Origin of the sequence: Streptomyces sp. SAI-127 (assembly GCF_029894425.1) — a bacterium.
Lineage (GTDB): Bacteria > Actinomycetota > Actinomycetes > Streptomycetales > Streptomycetaceae > Streptomyces.
The window spans coordinates 7,620,364-7,636,676 of sequence record NZ_JARXYJ010000001.1 but is presented as its reverse complement, the minus strand read 5'-3'; the positions used below and the strand labels follow the sequence as shown (position 1 = coordinate 7,636,676).

11 protein-coding genes, 1 pseudogene and 1 riboswitch are annotated in these 16,313 nt (G+C 70.6%); of the genes and pseudogenes, 7 read left to right on the top strand and 5 right to left on the bottom strand.

What is annotated here, in order from left to right:
• The first annotated feature begins 35 nt into the window (after positions 1–35).
• Positions 36–148: riboswitch (TPP riboswitch) on the top strand.
• The 6 genes from thiO (at position 146) to M2157_RS35060 (ending at position 5,955) form a co-directional block, all read left to right on the top strand.
• Positions 146–1,309 carry a glycine oxidase ThiO gene (thiO, locus tag M2157_RS35085; protein WP_280867232.1) on the top strand — a complete coding sequence of 388 codons (1,164 nt, stop codon included), beginning with the start codon at positions 146–148 and terminating at the stop codon, positions 1,307–1,309. Its footprint overlaps the riboswitch before it by 3 nt.
• Entirely contained in the window at positions 1,306–1,506 is a 201-nt protein-coding gene (gene thiS / locus M2157_RS35080; protein ID WP_280867231.1) for a sulfur carrier protein ThiS, read from the top strand. Before thiO ends, thiS begins: the two co-directional genes overlap by 4 nt.
• A 3-nt stretch (positions 1,507–1,509) precedes the next feature.
• Positions 1,510–2,307 (top strand): thiazole synthase, encoded by a 798-nt coding sequence (locus M2157_RS35075; protein ID WP_280867230.1) that lies wholly within the window; start codon positions 1,510–1,512, stop codon positions 2,305–2,307.
• Between the two features lie 155 nt (positions 2,308–2,462).
• Positions 2,463–4,394: a Stk1 family PASTA domain-containing Ser/Thr kinase gene (pknB, locus tag M2157_RS35070; protein WP_280857040.1), complete on the top strand. Its 1,932-nt coding sequence runs from the start codon at positions 2,463–2,465 to the stop codon at positions 4,392–4,394.
• Positions 4,395–4,562: 168 nt separating this feature from the next.
• Positions 4,563–5,426, top strand: a complete 864-nt coding sequence (locus tag M2157_RS35065) for a deoxyribonuclease IV (RefSeq protein ID WP_280867229.1) — start codon at positions 4,563–4,565, stop codon at positions 5,424–5,426.
• Between the two features lie 76 nt (positions 5,427–5,502).
• Positions 5,503–5,955 carry a DUF4396 domain-containing protein gene (locus M2157_RS35060; RefSeq protein WP_280857042.1) on the top strand — a complete coding sequence of 151 codons (453 nt, stop codon included), beginning with the start codon at positions 5,503–5,505 and terminating at the stop codon, positions 5,953–5,955.
• Between the two features lie 3 nt (positions 5,956–5,958).
• Here M2157_RS35060 and M2157_RS35055 read toward each other — a convergent pair whose 3' ends face one another.
• Complete coding sequence (locus tag M2157_RS35055; protein WP_280857043.1) at positions 5,959–6,591, bottom strand: sulfite oxidase-like oxidoreductase; 633 nt, start codon at positions 6,589–6,591, stop codon at positions 5,959–5,961.
• Positions 6,592–6,768: 177 nt separating this feature from the next.
• On the opposite strand from M2157_RS35055, the gene bfr reads away from it, so the two are divergent.
• On the top strand, positions 6,769–7,248 hold the full coding sequence (bfr, locus tag M2157_RS35050) for a bacterioferritin (RefSeq protein WP_280857044.1): 480 nt from the start codon (positions 6,769–6,771) through the stop codon (positions 7,246–7,248).
• On the opposite strand, the gene M2157_RS35045 is transcribed toward bfr, so the two are convergent.
• From M2157_RS35045 to M2157_RS35030, 4 genes and pseudogenes are all read right to left on the bottom strand, one after another.
• Positions 7,245–7,478, bottom strand: coding sequence for a (2Fe-2S)-binding protein (locus M2157_RS35045; protein WP_280857045.1), 234 nt, complete (start codon positions 7,476–7,478; stop codon positions 7,245–7,247). The genes bfr and M2157_RS35045 overlap by 4 nt on opposite strands.
• Before the next feature lie 133 nt (positions 7,479–7,611).
• A pseudogene (locus M2157_RS35040) lies at positions 7,612–8,965 on the bottom strand (3-deoxy-7-phosphoheptulonate synthase class II).
• Positions 8,966–9,066: 101 nt separating this feature from the next.
• Entirely contained in the window at positions 9,067–9,756 is a 690-nt protein-coding gene (locus M2157_RS35035) for a T6SS immunity protein Tdi1 domain-containing protein (protein WP_280867228.1), read from the bottom strand.
• Positions 9,756–16,112, bottom strand: a complete 6,357-nt coding sequence (locus M2157_RS35030) for an RHS repeat-associated core domain-containing protein (protein ID WP_280867227.1) — start codon at positions 16,110–16,112, stop codon at positions 9,756–9,758. Before M2157_RS35030 ends, M2157_RS35035 begins: the two co-directional genes overlap by 1 nt.
• Positions 16,113–16,313 lie beyond the last annotated feature (201 nt).

The following is a 16,313-nucleotide window of genomic DNA, read 5'->3' as shown; positions in this document are numbered from 1 at the left end:
CAGAGGCGCACGGGCACGGGCTAGGGTGGCCAACGTAGAGCACTCGCGGGAGCCCGGACGCACCGGGCTGAGAGGGAGGCTGGGCGGCCTCCGACCGTACGAACCTGATCCGGGTCATGCCGGCGAAGGGAGGGGCTGGACGCCCATGTCCTCACGTACGTCAGACGTCCTCGTCGTCGGGGGCGGCATCATCGGCCTGGTCACGGCCTGGCGGGCCGCGCAGCGCGGACTCACCACGACCGTCGTGGACCCCGAACCGGGCGGCGGGGCCGCCCAGGTGGCCGCCGGGATGCTGGCCGCTGTCACCGAACTGCACTACGGCGAGCAGACCCTGCTGGGGCTGAACCTCGCCTCGGCCCAGCGCTATCCCGACTTCGCGGCCGAGCTCACCGACCTGACCGGTCTCGACCTCGGCTACCGCCGCTGCGGCACGCTCGCGGTGGCCCTTGACGCCGACGACCGCGCCCACCTGCGCGAACTGCACGCGCTCCAGCGGCAGTCGGGGCTGGAGTCGGAGTGGCTGTCCGGCCGGGAGTGCCGACGCCTGGAGCCGATGCTCGCACCGGGGGTGCGGGGCGGACTGCGGGTGGACGGCGACCACCAGATCGATCCACGGCGGCTCACGCGCGCGTTGCTGGCCGCGTGCGAGCAGGCGGGTGTCGTCTTCCACCGCGCGTGGGCCAAGGGCCTCCGTGTCGCAGGGGACCGGGCCGCAGGGCTCACCACGACCGACGGCGACGAGCTGGGCGCGGGCCAGGTGGTGCTCGCCGCCGGAAGCCTCAGCGGCCGCCTCGAAGGGGTCCCCGCGGACGTCCTGCCCCCGGTACGGCCCGTGAAGGGCCAGGTGCTGCGGCTGACCGTGCCTGCGCGCAGCGCGCCCTTCCTGAGCCGCACTGTGCGGGCCGTGGTGCGCGGCAGCCAGGTCTACCTGGTGCCGCGGGAGAACGGCGAGCTGGTGATCGGCGCGACCAGCGAGGAGCTGGGCTGGGACACGACGGTGACCGCGGGCGGGGTGTACGAGCTGCTGCGGGACGCCCACGAACTCGTCCCCGGCATCACCGAGCTGCCGCTGACGGAGACCCGCGCGGGGCTGCGCCCGGGCTCCCCGGACAACGCCCCGCTGCTCGGGCCCACGGAACTGACCGGGCTGGTGCTCGCGACCGGCCACTATCGCAATGGCGTACTGCTCACGCCGATCACCGGGGACGCCATGGCGCACGTCCTGACGACGGGCGAACTCCCCGACGTGGCACGCCCGTTCACCCCGAGGCGATTCGGCGCCGCGGAACTCCTGGAGCAGCCGGCATGAACATCTCCGTCAACGGAGAGCCGCGGGAGTTCGCTTCCGGCACGGCTCTCGACACCGTCGTGCGGGCGCTGACGCAGGCGCCCTCCGGGGTGGCCGCCGCGCTCAACGAAACCGTCGTCCCGCGCGCGCAGTGGCCCTCCACGTCCCTCTCCGAGGGAGACCGCGTGGAAGTCCTCACCGCCGTCCAAGGAGGCTGACCCATGGCCGACGATCCCTTTGTCATCGGCGGTACGTCCTTCTCGTCCCGGCTGATCATGGGCACGGGCGGAGCGCCCAGCCTGGACGTGCTCGAGCGAGCACTGGTCGCCTCCGGCACCGAGCTGACGACGGTCGCGATGCGGCGCGTGAACCCCTCGGTGCACGGCTCGGTGCTGTCCGTACTGGAGCGGCTCGGCATCCGGGTGCTCCCGAACACGGCGGGCTGTTTCACCGCCGGAGAGGCCGTCCTGACGGCCCGCCTCGCGCGCGAGGCGCTCGGCACAGACCTGGTCAAGCTGGAGGTCATCGCCGACGAGCGCACCCTTCTGCCGGACCCCATAGAGCTGCTGGACGCGGCGGAGACCCTGGTGGACGACGGTTTCACGGTGCTGCCGTACACGAACGACGACCCGGTGCTCGCCCGGAAACTGGAGGACGCGGGCTGCGCGGCGATCATGCCGCTGGGCTCACCGATCGGCTCGGGCCTCGGCATCCGCAACCCGCACAACTTCCAGCTGATCGTCGAGCACGCGCGTGTGCCGGTGATCCTGGACGCGGGGGCGGGCACGGCGTCGGACGCGGCCCTGGCGATGGAGCTCGGGTGCGCGGGTGTGATGCTCGCCTCAGCGGTGACGCGGGCGCAGGAGCCCGAGCTGATGGCGCATGCGATGCGGCACGCGGTGGAGGCGGGGCGGCTGGCGTCCCGGGCGGGACGGATCCCTCGACGGCACTTCGCCGAGGCGTCGTCTCCGGTGGAGGGCAGGGCGGCACTGGACCCGGAGCGGCCCGCTTTCCAGTGACCTGACGTGGGCGCCGGGGCCAGTGAGGTGACCCAGCGGCACACCTGCCCCCGACCGGCAACTCCGTGCGATCTGCGTCACAGCTACGCTGCAGTCCCGCCTCGATATCGGCCGAACTGGACGGGCTGTCAGCGACGGCTCGTAGACTCACCTGCGTGGATACGACCCTTCAGGACCCGCTGGTCGGGCAGGTGCTCGACGGCCGCTATCGCGTGGACGCGCGGATCGCGGTCGGCGGGATGGCCACGGTCTACCGGGCCCTGGACACCCGTCTGGACCGCGTGCTCGCGCTCAAGGTGATGCACCCCGCGCTCGCGGCGGACGGCGTCTTCGTCGAGCGGTTCATCCGGGAGGCCAAGTCCGTCGCCCGGCTCGCCCACCCCAACGTCGTGCAGGTCTTCGACCAGGGCACCGACGGGTCGTACGTCTATCTCGCCATGGAGTACGTCGCCGGGTGCACCCTGCGGGACGTGCTGCGCGAGCGCGGGGCCCTGCAGCCGCGCGCCGCCCTGGACATCCTGGAGCCCGTGCTCGCCGCGCTCGGCGCAGCGCACCGCGCGGGTTTCGTGCACCGGGACATGAAGCCGGAGAACGTCCTGATAGGGGACGACGGCCGGGTCAAGGTCGCCGACTTCGGACTCGTGCGGTCGGTCGACACCGTGACCAGCACCACCGGAGCCGTACTCGGCACCGTGTCCTATCTCTCGCCCGAGCAGATCGAGCAGCCGGGCACCGCGGACGCCCGCGTCGACGTGTACGCGTGCGGTGTGGTCCTGTACGAGATGCTGACCGGCGACCGCCCGCACGACGGCGACTCCCCGGCCGTCGTCCTCTACAAGCACCTCCACGAGGACGTCCCACCGCCCTCGGCCGTGGTCCCGGGGCTGCCGTACGAACTGGACGAACTGGTCGCGTCGGCCACCGCCCGCACCCCTGACCTGCGTCCGTACGACGCCGTGGCGCTGCTCGCGCAGACCCGCGAGGCACACGGCAGGCTGAGCGCCGACCAGCTGGACGCGGTACCGCCGCAGGCGCTCTCCGCGGAGTACGCGGGCGCCGAGAACCGCACGAGCGTGATCCCGCGCACCCTGACGGTGCCGCGCCTCCTGCCGGTCAACGAGGACGAGCCGGTGTACCACCGCACCAGCCGCCTGGAGAGCCCCCCGCCCCCGCCGTCCCGGCGCGGCCGCTCTTCCGGCGGCCCCCGGCGCGGCCCGCTCCTGATCGTCGCCGCGATCCTGCTGGCCCTCGGGCTCGGGGCGGGCGTCTGGTACATCAACTCCGGCCAGTTCACCCAGGTCCCGGCCCTCCTGACGAAGACCGAGGCACAGGCCCGGGACCGGCTGGACGAGGCCGGTCTGGAGACCGGCAAGGTCACGTACGCCTACAGCGACACCGTGAAGCGCGGCACTGTCATCAGCACGGACCCGGGGGTGGGCGAACGCATACGGAACAACGACTCCGTGTCGATCACCGTCTCCAAGGGCCCGCAGACCGTGAAGGTGCCCGATGTGCAGGGGGACGCGCTGAGCAATGCCCGGACCCGGCTGAAGGCGGAAGGGCTGCAACCGGGCATGGTCACCCGGGAGTTCAGCGACGACGTACCGAAGGGTTTCGTGATCAGCACGGATCCCGAGGACGGCACCACGCTGCGCGCCGGCTCGGCGATCGCGCTCACCGTCAGCAAGGGCGCCCCGGTCGACGTCCCGGACGTCACCGGCGAGGACCTGGCCGACGCCAGGGCCGACCTGACGGAGGCCGGTCTGAAGGTGAAGATCGCCACCACCCGGGTCAACTCCGAGTACGACGCGGGTCAGGTCGCCAAGCAGACGCCGGTCGGCGACAGCCAGGCGGCCGACGGTGACACCGTCACCCTGACGATCTCCAAGGGCCCCGAGATGATCGAGGTCCCGGACGTCACCGGCGACAGCGTCGACGACGCCAAGACCGAACTGGAGGCCGCGGGCTTCCAGGTCGACGAGGACCGCGGCCTGCTCGGCCTGTTCGGCGACACGGTGAAGAAGCAGTCCGTGAAGGCTGGGGACACAGCCCCCAAGGGTTCGACGATCAAGATCACCATTCGCTGACGTGCGCTCCGCGCCCGCCCAGGGGCGCGGGGAACTGCGCGCCCAGCCCCCACCGGCCCGCAGCCGCCGACGGCACACAGCCGCACCCCCGACCCGCGACCGCCCAACGACAAGAAGCCGCGCCCACCCCACCGACCCAAGCGCCGCAGGCAATGGCACCCTTGACCGGTGACAACTCAGCGCAACCCCGTCGGCGGCCACGTCCCCGTGGCCGGCGGCCTGAACTCCGTGGGCCTGTCGTACGCCCGTGACCTCGACGCCGAGACCGTGCAGGTCTTCGTCGCCAACCCGCGCGGCTGGGCCACCCCCGCCGGAAACCCCCGCCAGGACGAGGCGTTCCGCGAGGCCTGCGCGGAAGAGTCGATACCGGCGTACGTCCACGCCCCGTACCTGATCAACTTCGGCTCGCACACCGAGGCGACCGTGGAGAAGTCGGTCGATTCGCTCCGGCACTCCCTCAGGCGTGGACGCGAGATCGGCGCGCTGGGCGTCGTCGTGCACACCGGCAGCGCCACGGGCGGCCGCGACCGTTCCGTGGCCCTGAAGCAGGTGCGCGAGCACCTGCTGCCGCTCCTCGACGAGCTCACCCACGACGACGACCCGTACCTGCTCCTGGAGTCGACGGCCGGCCAGGGCGCCTCCCTCTGCTCACGCACCTGGGACTTCGGCCCGTACTTCGAGGCCCTGGACGCCCACCCGAAGCTGGGCGTCTGCCTGGACACCTGCCACATCTTCGCGGCCGGCCACGATCTCACCGGTCCGAGCGGCATGCACCAGACGCTCGACCTCCTGGTGGAGACCGTCGGCGAGGGCCGCCTGAAGCTGATCCACGCCAACGACTCCAAAGACGTGGTCGGCGCCCACAAGGACCGCCACGAGAACATCGGCTCCGGCCACATCGGCGAGGACCCGTTCCGCGCCCTGATGACCCACCCGTCCACCGCGGGCGTACCACTGATCATCGAAACGCCCGGCGGCAAGGAGGGGCACGCGGCGGACGTGGAGCGGCTGAAGAAACTCCGGGACGGGTAACGCATTGAGGAATACCCCTAGGGGGTATACGGTTCCTGCTCGGCGGAGGAACCGTCACCCGACATTGGGGGAACTCATGCAGCACCGGACAAGCGGATGGGCCACGGCCGTCCAGGCCACCCTTCACTGCCTCACCGGCTGCGCCATCGGCGAGGTGCTCGGCATGGTCATCGGCACCGCGCTCGGTTGGGGCAATCTGCCCACGACCGTCCTGGCGATCGTCCTCGCGTTCGTCTTCGGCTACTCGCTCACCCTGCGCGGGGCCCTGAAGGGCGGCCTGGACTTCCGGGCCGCGGTCCAGGTGGCACTGGCCGCCGACACCCTCTCCATCGCCGTGATGGAGCTCATCGACAACGGTGTGATCGTCCTGTGGCCGGACGCCATGGACGCGGCACTCGCCGACCTGCTGTTCTGGGCGTCACTGGCGATCTCGCTGGCCGTCGCGTTCGTCGCGACGGTGCCGGTCAACAAGTGGATGATCGGGCGCGGCAAGGGTCATGCCGTGGTCCACCAGCACCACGCGCACTGACCGTCACAGCTCGGGGCCGTCCCCCGGCTGCTCCTGGTACGAGTACCGCTGTTCCTTCCAGGGATCGCCGACGTTGTGATAGCCGCGCTCCTCCCAGAAGCCCCGGCGGTCGGCGGTCATGTACTCGACGCCACGGACCCATTTGGGCCCCTTCCAGGCGTACAGATGGGGCACGACCAGCCGGAGCGGAAAGCCGTGCTCCGCGGTCAGCAGTTCCCCGTCCTTGTGGGTGGCGAAGATCGCGTGCTCGGAGGCGAAATCCTCGAGGCGGAGGTTGGAGCTGAAGCCGTACTCGGCCCAGACCATCACGTGGGTGACCGCCGGGGCGGGCGGGGCGATCTCCAGGATCGTGCGGGCGGGAATGCCGCCCCACTCGGCACCGAGCATGCTGAACTTCGTCACGCAGTGCAGGTCGCCCACGACGCTGGTGTACGGCAGCGCCGTGAACTCCTCGTGGTTCCAGCAGTGCTTCTCGCCGTCCCCGGTGGCGCCGAAGACCCGGAACTCCCAGCGCTCGGGCCGGAATCTGGGAACCGGGCCGTAGTGCGTGACGGGCCAGCCGCGCTGCAGTCGCTGCCCCGGCGGAAGCTCGGAGTGCGCCGCTTCTCCGCTCTCGCGCTCCACCGGCTGACCCATGTCTTCCATCCTGACAGACCCGAGGGGATGCACCTGACCAGCCCTCGCCCAATTCACCTCATATTGGACTAAGCATGCCCTTACTTACTAAGTGAAGACTTACTGGACGATCTTCTTCACCGGTGCGAGGATGCGGCGCAACCTGCCAGTTCCCCACGGTTGGAAGGAGCCTCTGCGATGCAGGGCGACCCCGAGGTCATCGAATTCCTCAACGAGCAGCTCACGGGCGAGCTCACCGCGATCAACCAGTACTTCCTGCACGCGAAGATGCAGGAGAACTTCGGCTGGACGAAGCTCGCGAAGTACACGCGGCACGAGTCGTTCGACGAGATGAAGCACGCCGAGGTGCTGACCGACCGCATTCTCTTCCTGGAGGGGCTGCCGAACTACCAGCGGCTGTTCCACGTGCGCGTGGGCCAGACCGTCAAGGAGATGTTCGAGGCCGACCGGCAGGTCGAGGTCGAGGCCATCGACCGCCTCAAGCGCGGTATCGAGGTGATGCGCGCCAAGGGCGACATCACGTCGGCGAACATCTTCGAGTCGATCCTCGAGGACGAGGAGCACCACATCGACTATCTCGACACCCAGCTGGAGCTTCTGGAGAAGCTCGGCGAGGCGCTCTACATCGCGCAGCTGATCGAGCAGCCGGAGAGCTAGGCGGCCTCGTCGAGTTCATCGAGTCCGGTCAGGACCTGCTTGCCCGCGTCGGCCGGCTCACGGCTGGGGCAGGCGCCTCGGCCGAGGATCGCCTGGATCCGACGTACACAGGATCCGCAGTCCGTCCCGGCCTTGCAGGCGGAGGCGATCTGGCGGGGCGTACAGGCGCCGTTGTCCGCGTGCTGCTTGACCTGCGCCTCGGTCACACCGAAGCAGTTGCAGACGTACACGCGGATTCACCTCCCGCCGAGATCGATAAGGCTAACCTAACCTTACCCGGCGCTCGGGAACCGCAAAAGTGGAGCGGGGCGCGGATCGTATGTGATCCGCGCCCCATTCACGTTCCTGTAACAGGTGCTCCCGTCACTGGTCCCTGTACATCTCCGCGACGAGGAACGCCAGGTCGAGCGACTGGCTGCGGTTGAGGCGCGGGTCGCAGGCCGTCTCGTAGCGCTGGTGGAGGTCGTCGACGAAGATCTCGTCGCCGCCGCCCACGCACTCGGTGACGTCGTCGCCGGTGAGCTCGACGTGGATGCCGCCCGGGTGGGTGCCCAGGCCCTTGTGGACCTCGAAGAAGCCCTTGACCTCGTCGAGCACGTCGTCGAAGCGGCGGGTCTTGTGGCCGGAGGCCGCCTCGTAGGTGTTGCCGTGCATCGGGTCGGTGATCCAGGCGACGGTCGCGCCGGAGGCGGTGACCTTCTCGACCAGCTCGGGCAGCTTGTCGCGGACCTTGTCGGCGCCCATGCGGACGATGAAGGTCAGCCGCCCGGGCTCGCGGTCGGGGTCGAGGCGCTCGATGTACTGCAGCGCCTCCTCGGCCGTGGTCGTCGGGCCGAGCTTGATGCCGATCGGGTTGCGGATCTGCGCGGCGAACTCGATGTGCGCGTGGTCCAGCTGCCGGGTGCGCTCACCGATCCACACCATGTGCGCCGAGACGTCGTACAGGTGGCCCGAGCGCGAGTCCACGCGGGTGAGCGCCGACTCGTAGTCGAGCAGCAGCGCCTCGTGCGAGGAGTAGAACTCGACGGTCTTGAACTCCTCCGGGTCGGTCCCGCAGGCCCGCATGAAGTTCAGCGCCTGGTCGATCTCGCGCGCCAGCTGCTCGTAGCGCTGGCCGGACGGGGACGACTTCACGAAGTCCTGGTTCCAGGCGTGCACCTGGCGCAGGTCCGCGTAGCCGCCGGTGGTGAAGGCGCGCACCAGGTTGAGCGTGGAGGCGGAGGCGTTGTACATCCGCTTCAGGCGCTCGGGGTCCGGGATGCGGGCCTTCTCGTTGAACTCGAAGCCGTTGACCGAGTCGCCCCGGTACGTCGGAAGCGTCACGCCGTCGCGGGTCTCGGTGCCCTTGGAGCGCGGCTTGGAGTACTGGCCGGCGATCCGGCCGACCTTCACGACCGGCACCGAGGCGGCGTACGTCAGCACGGCGCCCATCTGGAGCAGGGGTCTTGAGCTTGTTGCGGATGTGGTCCGCGGACACGGCGTCGAAGGCCTCGGCGCAGTCGCCGCCCTGGAGGAGGAACGCCTCTCCCTTGGCGACGGCCGCCATCCGGGCGCGCAGCTGGTCGCACTCGCCCGCGAAGACGAGCGGCGGATACGACTCGAGGTCCGCGATCACTGCGCGCAGAGCCTCGGTGTCGGGGTACTCGGGCTGCTGCGCCGCGGGCAGGTCTCGCCAGGTGTTGCCAGCGCTGGAGCTGGTCTTAGCGTTCACGGTCACCTCGTAAACATTACGTGGTCGTGTCCGGGGTCCATTCATCTGCTCATCAAGTGAGACGCATTCCGCTCGTACGGGGGCGCCCCCGGCGGCCCCCGTACAGGTCAGCGGTCGAAGAGCACCCGGAGCCGGGGACGCCCCCGTTCGTCCGTATACGGCTGCACGCCCGTGGCGTCGCGGGTGGCGCCCTGCATCGCGGTGGCGATGTCGCCGGCGAAGGTCATGGCGACCGCCGCCGGCAGCACGGTGACGTTCTCCACGTCCTCCTCGCCGCCCAGAGCGACGGAGGGGACGTACGCCCAGTGCTGGTCCGGCGCGATCGGGCCGTGCCGGCGGACCGCGTCGACGACGAGGTGGTCGTAGGGCTCCTTGGCGTTGCGCAGCAGCTCGTCCGCGAGGAACGCCTCGAAACTCGGGGCGATCACCTCGGGGCGGAGCAGGACGCCCTCGAGGAAGTGGACCTCGGGGGCGAGGCCGCCGCCGGGGAGGCGGCGGTAGGCGTAGGAGTCACCGAAGGCGGTCTCGCCGAAGATCACGAATTCGTCGATCCGGTCGTCCCAGGCGAAGCGCCAGGTGTCGGGCGCGTTCCAGGCGACGACATCGAGCGCGGCCACCGGATGGCCTATGCCCAGGAGCCGGAACGCGCCGTGGTGGACGGTGAACCCGTTGAGTTGATCCAGGAGTTCGAGGTGGGCTTCCGGAAAGTGCTCGGCGGGCGTTCCCGCCGCCGCCGACGGCCCGGGCCGGGGCCCGACGTGGTCGGCGAGCGGCGGGAGTTCCGCGGCGTTCGGCATCACAGTGGCGGTCCTCCGTTGACCGTGAATCCTCGGAGCAGTACTCCGACCCGGGAGCCCAGTACACCACCCGCGATGCTGTTGGACTTGCCGGGCATGTCGAGCCAGCCGGCGGGTGGAGTGGCGGTGCCGGAGATCGCCGTGTCGGGGACATGTCCGGCCTGGCCGGTGTAGGGGGTTCCGGCGCGGGCCGCTCGCAGTCGCTCGGCGCGGGCCAGCGCGTTGGCGTCGGTGCGGAGCTGGCCGGCCGTGCTCTGGATGACCTTGGGCCCGTTCTTTGCCAGCCACTGGTTGGTGAGCTTGGCGTACTCGTGGATGGCGTCGATCTCGGCCTGGGTGGTGGCCTTGGTGAGCGGGATGTCGACGGTCTCGCCCTTGGGCGCGCCCCGCCCGGCGACTGCCTTGATCTTGTCGGCGGCCGCCTTGCCGACCTCCGCGAGCTTGGCGCCGGCCCGGGAGTTGGCGACGGCCCGCCCGGCGGTGGCGACCTTGCCGGTGATGGCGGAGGCGGCCTTGGAGCTGCTGGAGGCGACGGCCTTTCCTACGGCGGTCTTGGCGACGGCACCGACGACCTTCGGAGCGACGGCCGCGACGCCCTTGCCGATGGCCCCGCCGAGGACGCCCGCGGCCGCACCGATGCCGACCCGGGTGGCGAGTCCGCCGAGCGAGAAGTCGGTCTTGCCCTCGGCGACGTCGACCCCGTATCCGGCGGCGGCACCCGCCGCACCGGCGGCGACCCCGGCGACGACGAGGCAGCCCACGCCGGTGGAGCAGAGCGCGCCGACCGCGATGCCGACGCCGATGCCGACGGCGACGTCCGCGATCAGGCCCTTGTTCTCCTTGGCCCAGTCCCAGGCGGCGGAGGCGCCCTCCTTGACGGAGTTCCACGCCCCGGACAGCGACCACAGGCCGGTCGGGTCGATGTAGACGATCGGGTTGTTGCTGCCGTAGGCGTACGGGTTGAGGGACTGGGTGGAGGAGCTGTCCACGGCCGGGTCGGTGGAGATGAAACGGCCGAGCGAGGCGTCGTAGTAGCGGGCGCCCAGGGCGTTGAGACCGGTGGTCGGGTCCTGGACCTTGCCGAGGAAACCGTGGTCCGTCGGTGGTGGGGCGGAGCCGTGCCGGATGTCCCCGTACGGGTTGTAGTACGTCCGGGTCGCGAGCGAGGTGCCCGCCACGACCGCGACCTGCGCCGAGCCCTGGATGTCGTTCAGCTGCCAGACCAGTACCCCGGTCGGCTGCCGGACGGCGACGGTGATGCCGTCCTCGGTGTAGAAGCGGGTGCCCTTGGAGATGCCGAGGGCGACGGTGATCTCCTGGCCCTCGATGTAGAGGGTGGCCACGCCGCCGGGGGTGATCCGCGCCATGCGGGTGCCGTCGGGGGCGTAGACGAAGTCGGTCTTCTCCAGCAGGGCCTTGGTGACCCTGGTCAGCTCCTGGTTGGCGTTCCACTCGTACGTCGTCGGGACGAGCCCGTCGGTCTTCTTCTTCAGGGCGCCGTTCTCGTCGTACCCGTACGTGCTCGCGCCCTGCTTGGTGACGGCGTGCGGGTGCTCGCTGTCGCCGTAGGTGTAGGTGTCGGTGTCCAGCAGGCTCCGCCGGGAGGCGATGTTGCCGTCGGCGGTGTAGGTCCAGGACTGGTTGAAGCCGGCCGGGCCGTCGTGGACGAGCTCGGAGTCGCTGTCGGAGCAGTCGGTCTCGTACGTCGTCCAGGCGTGCTGGAGACGGGCGAGGCCGTCGTAGGTGAAGCAGCTGGCGACGTCCTTGTGGCCGGTCCTGTCGGTGATCGAGTCGAGGTTGCCGGCCTGGTCCCAGGCATAGGTGTCGTCCTGCCTGGCCTCCCAGTCGCCGGTGAGTCCGGTCGTCAGGGTCTGTACGCGGGACAGGCGCTGGCTGTCGCTCTCGTACGCGTACACGCGCCGCAGGTCGTGGTGCGGGTTGGCGTAGTCGCGCGAGGCCAGCTTGCCGTCAGCGGCGAAGCCGGTGGCGGAGACGTACGGGACGGTGACGTCCTTGCCGGTCAGCGGGTCCTTCTGGACGCCGGTGAGGGTGTCCGGGTTGCCCTGGGCGTCGTAGCTCGTGGTGATCTTCTCGCGTGGGGCGCCGATCACGGCGTCCTCGTACTCGATGCTCACCGTGTGGTCGGCGGCGTCGTAGCCGTAGTTCACTCTGTACAACGACTGGTGCAGGGCGCCGCCGAGTCCGGCCGGGAAGGTCCAGGTACGGCCGGTGGCGCGGCCCCGCTTGTCGTAGCCGTCGACGGAGATCGTGTAGTCCTTGCCGTCGCGGTGGGTGGTCATCGACGCCGGCCGGCCGACACCGTTGGCGACGGAGGTGGAGTCGTAGGTCCAGCTCGCCGTCTTCTCGGCGGCGTCGGAGCGGGTCACCGGGCGGTCCAGCTCGTCGTACTCGGTGGTCAGCGACGGGGTGTCGCCGCCCGCCGCGAGCGCCTTGGCGTCCCAGACCGCCGTGGCGTTTCCGTTGGCGTCGTACGCCGTGCGGGACTTGCCGGCGTCCGGGTCGTCCCCCGTGACGCGGCGGCCGAGCAGGTCGTAGGTGCTGGTGGACACATGCCCGGCGGGGTCCGTCACCGAGGCGACCTGGTCGGCCGGGGTGTAGGTGTACACGGTCGCCTGCTGGGCGTCGGTGCCCTCCCGCTGGCGGACCTGGCGGCTGCGGGCGTCGGTCCACACGGTGGTCACGGTGCCGCCGGGCGGCGGGGTGGAGCGGACGTGGTCGCCGTAGTAGACGATGCTGGTCGCCCACAGCTCCTTGCCGTCGCCGTAGCGGGCGGAGCGGATGACGCGGCTCATGGAGTCGTAGGCGCGCCGGGTCTCGTCGACCTGATCGGCGGGGACGGACAGCAGGGCACCGCCCGATGCACCGGCGGCGACCACGGGCAGCGACTCGGCGGCGATGTTGCCGATGTCGTCGTAGCGGGTGTCGATGACGACGGTCTTCTTGTCGTCGTCGGTCGAGGCGGGCGAGGCCTCCTGGCTCTGCCGGTCACGGCCGAGCGAGTCCAGGTACTTGAAGTTGGTCAAGTAGGTCTCGCCGGACTGGAGTTGGCGGGTGGTCACCAGCGGAGGCCGCCGGTGCTCCGGGTCGAGGAAGTAGGCGTACTTCTGCGCGGGCGGGTCGGCGTCGGCCTGGTCGGCCTCGTGGACGGAGACGATCCGGCCGAGCTGGTCGTAGGCGTTCCGCTTGGTGTTGCCGTTGGCGTCCTCGACCGCGACCGGCAGCTGGCGGTCGGGGTCGAGGGTGGTGACCTCGGTCTGGCCGAGGGCGTTGGTCTCGGTGACCGTGGCCGGGCGGCCGGTGGCCGGTGTGTAGGCGGTGCGGTCGGTGTTGCCGCGCCCGTCGGTCTCGGTGACCGTGCGGCCGTACGCGTCGAAGGTCGCCGACGTGGTGACCGTGCGGGAGACCGCGTCGGGGCCGCTCGCCGTCTCCGCCGCGACCGAGCGCGTGATGTCGCCCCTGGTGACCGTACCGCCGAGGTCGCCGGAGCCGTCGTAGTACTGGTCCTTGCCGTTGATCAGCGCCTTCGGGTCCGCGCAGGTGCCGGAGTAGGCGCGCACGCGGTACGGGAAGGCGAGCATCCAGTTGTCGACGGTGGCGGCCGAGCGGTCGTACGTCGTCTTCGTGCAGCGCACGTCCTCGCCGGCCGTGTCGAGGACCTCGGTGACCTGGCCGTAGGTGTCGTACGTCGTCTTGAGAGAGGTCGTACGAGTGCTGCGCGCGCCTGCGTCGGCGGTGACCGTCTCGCGAGTGATCGACTCGTTCTCGACGACCTGGTGGGCGTCCTTGTCCGGGTCGGTCTCGCCCTCCTTCGCCGGGGTGGTGTGCGCGGAGGTGTAGCCGTGCAGGGTGCCGCCGAGCTCGTGGTCGATCGCGCCGGAGGCGGTCACCTGGAACTGCCGGCTCTCCCGCTCCTTGCCCCGCAGATACGGCAGGTCCTTCAGGGAGGTGCCCTGCGAGTCGGTGACGTCTACGGACTTGTGGGAGCCGTCGGCCCTGATGTCGCCGTCCATGCCGCGGAAGTGCAGGGTGCGGGTGATCTGGACGGCCCGGGAGGTGTCCTCGCCCCGGTAGTCCGGGTCGGTCATCTTGGCGACGTCGACGCTGCCGTAGCCGCGCCAGTCGCTCCAGGAGCGGCGCTCCGCCTTGGTGACGGGGTCGTCGTCGTGGTGCCAGGCGGGGGTGGAGCGGTAGCGGTACTCGGTGGTCTGCGGGGGTGATCCGCCGCCGTTGTCACGGACGGTGACCTTGGTGGTGAGGTACTTGTGCCAGATGCCGAAGCCGGAGGACTCGCCGTTGGTGCGCCAGCCGGGGAAGCAGTCCTGGGTGTTGGAGTCGAAGCGGCCCTCGGGCAGGTCGTCGACCGGGCACGGGTTCGGCTGACCGTAGGTCACGTCGACCCGGCGGCCCAGCTCGTCGACGAACTCGCTGATGCGCAGCTTGCGCATCTCCGGCGCGCCCTCCTCCGGAGCCGCGTCGGCGCGGTTGGCGTACTCCTTGCCGGTGAACTCGACGGCGGGCAGCTTGAGTTCACCGTCCCCGGCGAGGCCGGTCTGCTGGACCTTGGTCAGCCACAGCATGGCACTGGTGCCGTCGGAGGGTTCGGGGTAGTCGTAGGTGAAGTCGAGCCGGTCGACGTCCGTCCAACCGCCGTCGGCGTTCGACCGCTGGGCGGTGACGGAGCGCAGAAGCGCGTTCGTGAAGAACGTCGGCGACTTCTGGTCCTCGCCGGTGCAGTCGCCGCTCGCGCACAGGGAGTCGAGCGGGGCGTCCGGGTAGGAGGTCGCGTGGTCGGCGTCGAAGGCCGGGCAGTCCCCGCTGCCGTCGGCGGCCTCGACGCAGCGCAGGCCGGTCGTGAAGTGCAGCCGAGCCGGAGCCTGATGGTCCTCGGCGCCGGAGCGCTGCGAGTAGACGATGTCCTTCAGATGCCCGCCGCGGACGTACGAGGTCGACTTGTCGGGGTCGCCGTTGCGGGCGTAGCGGTTGGTCTCCCGCTCGTAGAAGTAGGTGTTGGAGTTGCCGTGCGCGTCCACGACCCCGTCGAGGTTCCAGCGCCAGGCCTGCGTGCAGTACGAGTCCTCGACGCCGCCGGCGTGGCAGGGCTCGCCCTCGTCGTCGCCGAAGACGGGGACGGTGTAGACGGAGTCGGTGGCGGTGCCGGTGGTGGCCTGCTTGCCGCGGCCGAAGGTGTACTGGGTGCCCTGCGGGGTGGTCACCACCCAGTACTCGCCGTTGTCGTCACCGTTGTCCGCGCCGGTCTTCCGCTGGATCCGCCAGCCCGGGTCCTCCTGTGCGCGCCAGCTGTCGCCGCCCGCGGCCCTGTCCTTGACCAGTGAGGACGAGGTGCCCTGGAGGGAGATGCGGTACTCGTCTCCCGCCCAGCACAGGTCGCCGGTGTCACCGCCGTCGTCGGCGCAGCCGTTGTAGCGGCGCTCGATGTAGGGCAGGGCGAGGTCCCAGCCCTGGCCGACCCAGGACGGCTGGTTGTTCTCGGCGGCGACCATGCCGTCGACGGCCTGCGAGGAGTAGCCGAGGCTGATGTCGGGGGCGTCGCCCGCGATCGCCGGGACCTGCGGGAGCGGCAACGACCAGGAGAAGTCACCGGAGTTGAGGCCGACCTGCCATTTGCTGGAGGAGGCCAGGGTGGTGGCGGTGGCCGAGCCGGTCTCGCCGCTCGGCGCGGCGGCGACCACGAACACCGTGTCCGGGTCGGCGGCCACCTCGGCGGAGAGCGTGTGCGTGGTGAGGTCGATGCGGCTGTTGACCGGCGCGCTCTGCTCGCACGTCGCGGCGCGCGGTGTGGTCAGCGCGCAGGCGGGCTTGGCGATGAGGCGCAGCCGGGTCTCGAAGTCGGCGCCGAAGGCCTGGCGGAAGCCGGAGGTGTCGACCCGGACGCCGACCCGGTCGGCGGGCTGTGCGGCTTCGAGGGTGAACGCCGTGGCGTGACCGCCGAGTTGGCGGGCCTTGCCGTTGCCGTACGCGGTGACGTCGACGGTGTCGGGAGCGGCGCTGCGGCTGCGGGGCGCGGTGACCGACACGGCCGTACCGGCGGCGCGGGCCGGCTTGGTGCCGACACTGACCGTGTCCTCGCCGGCCTCGGGCCAGTCGACCTTCGCCGCCTCGGCGGCCGCGAGGGGCCGGCCCTGGGGGTCGACGGGTCTGGTGTCGAGCCGGGCGCCCGCCCGTAACTCGGTGCGGTCGATCGTGGTCACGGATCTCTCCGCGTCGGCGACCGAGGCGGTCTCCCCCGGTGCGGCCTGGGCGATCACCGGCTGCAGGCCCGACAGGCCAAGTGCCATGACGACCGCGGCGACGCAGGATGACCGAAAGCGCTTCATGAGTCCCCCTCCACCCGTAAAGCCCCAAGCGTCACGATAGGATCATGAGCACGTCAAGGCTGAGTCTGAGACATTCCTGTGAAGGAAAGAGGTGTAAGATCCGCGCCATGCACGCGCACTCGACCCAGAACTGGTGGTGGACCGCTCATCCGGCGGCCCACTGACAAGCGCGTACGCAAGACTTCGCGAAGGCCGCCCGAG

Coding starts and splice junctions, on each gene's coding strand:
- thiS (WP_280867231.1), top strand. CDS start 1,306: ATGAACATCTCCGTCAACGGAGAGCCGCGGGAGTTCGCTTCCGGCACG.
- thiO (WP_280867232.1), top strand. CDS start 146: ATGTCCTCACGTACGTCAGACGTCCTCGTCGTCGGGGGCGGCATCATC.
- M2157_RS35060 (WP_280857042.1), top strand. CDS start 5,503: ATGCAGCACCGGACAAGCGGATGGGCCACGGCCGTCCAGGCCACCCTT.
- M2157_RS35030 (WP_280867227.1), bottom strand. CDS start 16,112: ATGAAGCGCTTTCGGTCATCCTGCGTCGCCGCGGTCGTCATGGCACTT.
- M2157_RS35035 (WP_280867228.1), bottom strand. CDS start 9,756: ATGCCGAACGCCGCGGAACTCCCGCCGCTCGCCGACCACGTCGGGCCC.
- bfr (WP_280857044.1), top strand. CDS start 6,769: ATGCAGGGCGACCCCGAGGTCATCGAATTCCTCAACGAGCAGCTCACG.
- M2157_RS35075 (WP_280867230.1), top strand. CDS start 1,510: ATGGCCGACGATCCCTTTGTCATCGGCGGTACGTCCTTCTCGTCCCGG.
- M2157_RS35055 (WP_280857043.1), bottom strand. CDS start 6,591: ATGGGTCAGCCGGTGGAGCGCGAGAGCGGAGAAGCGGCGCACTCCGAG.